Source organism: Actinomadura verrucosospora (assembly GCF_039540335.1).
Lineage (GTDB): Bacteria > Actinomycetota > Actinomycetes > Streptosporangiales > Streptosporangiaceae > Spirillospora > Spirillospora verrucosospora.
Window position 1 is genome coordinate 1 of record NZ_BAABEV010000099.1, and the last position, 2,847, is coordinate 2,847.

The 2,847-nt window shown below is 77.6% G+C and carries 3 protein-coding genes; all 3 read right to left on the reverse strand.

What is annotated here, in order from left to right:
* Positions 1–34 precede the first annotated feature (34 nt).
* Positions 35–787: a hypothetical protein gene (locus tag ABD944_RS42060; RefSeq protein ID WP_345187850.1), complete on the reverse strand. Its 753-nt coding sequence runs from the start codon at positions 785–787 to the stop codon at positions 35–37.
* A gap of 24 nt (positions 788–811) precedes the next feature.
* Entirely contained in the window at positions 812–2,032 is a 1,221-nt protein-coding gene (locus ABD944_RS42065; protein WP_345187852.1) for a S8 family serine peptidase, read from the reverse strand.
* A gap of 11 nt (positions 2,033–2,043) precedes the next feature.
* Positions 2,044–2,847, reverse strand: an 804-nt coding sequence (locus tag ABD944_RS42070) for a hypothetical protein (protein ID WP_345187857.1), incomplete at its 5' end; no start/stop codon positions are given.

A 2,847-nucleotide genomic window follows, 5' to 3' on the forward strand; every position in this document is an offset into this window, starting at 1 on the left:
TCCGCCACCGCGGCGGCCCCGGCCGCGGCGCGCCTCAGCACCGCCACTCCCGGGCGCCGCAGCGGACCTCAGCGGGTGCGGTCAGCGGCCGCAGGACGCCCTGGACGAGCTGCGGCGTCAGCTCGGCCGCGTCGGCCGGCGAGCCGCGCATCGCGGGACGCCCGTCGGCGTACCCGGCCGTCGCCGCGACCACGTACGGGCCGCGCTGCGCGGCGGTGGACGCCTGCCGGGCGGCGTCGCCGAACCGGGCCGCCACCGAACCCGGGAGCGGCAGCGCGCGCAGCCCCGGGCCGGGCTTGCGGGACGGGAAGAAGGCGACGGCCTCGCGCGCGGACCGCTCGTCCGGGAGTACGACCACGCCGACCGTGACCGCGAGCCCCTGCGCCTGGTCGAGGTAGGTGGCGCGCAGCACGGCGCGGCAGCCGCGAGCCGTCAGGGTCCCGGCGAACGCGTCGTCCACGGCCGTCTCGCAGCGGGTGTCGGGGCCGATCCCCACCCGGCGGGCCGTCTCGGCGGACGCCTGGCCGAGCCGGTAGGCCAGGCCCGCGGGGAAGATCCGCCCGGCCGTCCAGGTGCGGTAGCGGCCGGACAGCTCCGCCGCCGCGGCCTCCGCGCGCTCGGCGGGGGTGGGGGCGCGGGTCAGCTCGGCGGTCAGCCGCACCCCGGCCACGAGCAGGACGGTCGCGCACGCCGGCGCGGCCACCAGCGCGGCCGTCCTGCGGGAGATCCGCCGTCCGGCGCCCGGTTCCGGCTCGCCGTCCGGGGCGGAGATCTCGGCGCGCGACACCAGCGGAGCGTAGCCCAAGGCGGCTCAGGACGGGGCGGCGGGAGGCCGCCCGGGGTGGCGCCGCCGGAACGCGACCGCGAGCGCGAAACCTCCGGCCGTCCCGCCGAGCCCGATCAGCACGATCACGATGACCAGCGGGCGGACCCAGAAGGGCCGCTCGATGACCTCCACCGGGCCGGGGTCCTGCTTCCCGAACCGCTGCCCGGCGGGCTTGGCCTGCGCCGGGCCGGGCGACGCCGAGGCCAGCGAGTCCGCCGCCGACAGGGCCCGGGCCGCGTGCACCTCCCCGAACCCGATCTCCGGGTCGTAGCCCCCGGACGGGCCGTGCCGGGTGCTCTGGATCAGCGCCTGCGCGACCAGCGCGGGCGCCATCCGAGGGTGCTTCGCGCGGATCAGCGCCGCGATCCCGGCGACGATCGCGCTGGCGTCGCTGGTCCCGCTGCTCGCGAAGTACCGGCCGCCCGGCGCCCCGACGGGCAGGCCCGTGCCCGGCGCCGACAGCAGCACCGAGTAGTTGCGGTTGGAGAACGGCGCGCGGGAGTGGCCGGGCTCGGTCGCCGCGACCGCGATCACACCGGGGAAGGACGCCGGGTAGAAGTACGGCGCAAACCCGTCGCCGTCCAGCAGCCGCTCCTCGTCGCCGTCGTTGCCGACGGCCGAGACCACCACGACGCCCTTGCCGATGGCGTAGCCGACGGCCTCGCGCTCGGCCGGGTCGTCGTCCCCGCTGCCGAGCGACAGGTTGATGACGTCGGCGCCGTGGTCGGCGGCGTAGCGGATGCCGCGCGCCACCGCTCCGTTCGCGCTGCCCGCCGCCCGGAAGCGGCGGTAGCTGGCGTCCTCCGGCTCGCCGATCGTCCGGACGGCGAGGATGCGCGCCTGCGGGGCCATGCCGATGACGCCCGACCTGCCGCCCGGGCCGTGCCCCTGTCCGGCGATCAGCGTCGACATCCCGGTGCCGTGCAGTCGCGCGGGCGTCGTCCCCGCGTCGATCCCGGCGAGCATGTTGGGGCCGACGGTGACCCTGCCGCGCAGGTCCGGCTGCGTGGGATCGACGCCCGAGTCGACGACGCCGACCGTCACGCCGGCGCCCTTGGTCACCTTCCAGGCGGTCTCCATGCCGAGCAGGGCGAGGACGGGGCGCTGCCCGTCCCGCACCGCGTCGGCGCGCGCGTGGACGGGCATCAGCCAGGTTCCGGCCACGACCACCGCCGCCGCGGCCGCCGGCAGACCGCGACGCCTCACCCGCGCCCCCCTCAGCATTGCCACTCGGGCTGGTCGCAGTCGGGCAGCGCCTTGGCCGACAGGGTCCGCGCGATCGCGTGGGCGATCTGCGGGGACATCGCGAACGGCTCGCCCGGGCGCGCCTTCTTGATCGCGGAGGCGGGGCGGCCGTCGGCCTGACCGGACGTGGTCAGCACGACGTAGGGGCCCCCGCGGTCGATCGTCCGGTCCTGCCTGGCCTCGTCGGTGAAGCGGGCGGACGCGGTCCCCGGGAACGCGGCGGCGCGCAGGGCCGGGCGGACGGAGCCCGTCCCGTCAGGGCCCTGCGAGCCGGGCAGCTCCTTGTAGGCCCGGTCGGCCTTCCACGGGTCGGGGAACGCCACCACCCCGACGGTGACGACGACGCCCTGCAGCTGGTCGACGTAGGTCGCGCGCAGGACGGCCCGGCAGCCGTGCCTGACGATCGTCGTCGCGATCTCCTCGTCCACGCCCTGGACGCAGCCGGCGTCGGGGACGATCCCCGTCCGGGAGGCGTACTCGGTGTGGTTGCCCGTCGGACGGTAACTGAGCCGCTCGGGGAACACGCGCCGCGCGGGCCACGCCTCCCAGCGCTGCGCGACCTCCTTGTTGGCGGCGGTCTGGAGTTCGGCGTTGGTGGGCTCGCGCCTGAGGGTCGCCCAGGTGCCGACGAACGAGATCCCCGTGGCGACGAGGTAGCAGCAGCCGACGACGAGCGCCGCGAGCATCCACTGGCGGCCGGTCAGCCCCAGCACGGTCGGCGGGCCGCCGCCCTCGCCCGCCGGGCGCGGCGGCGCGCCGAACGGGCGCGCGGGCTC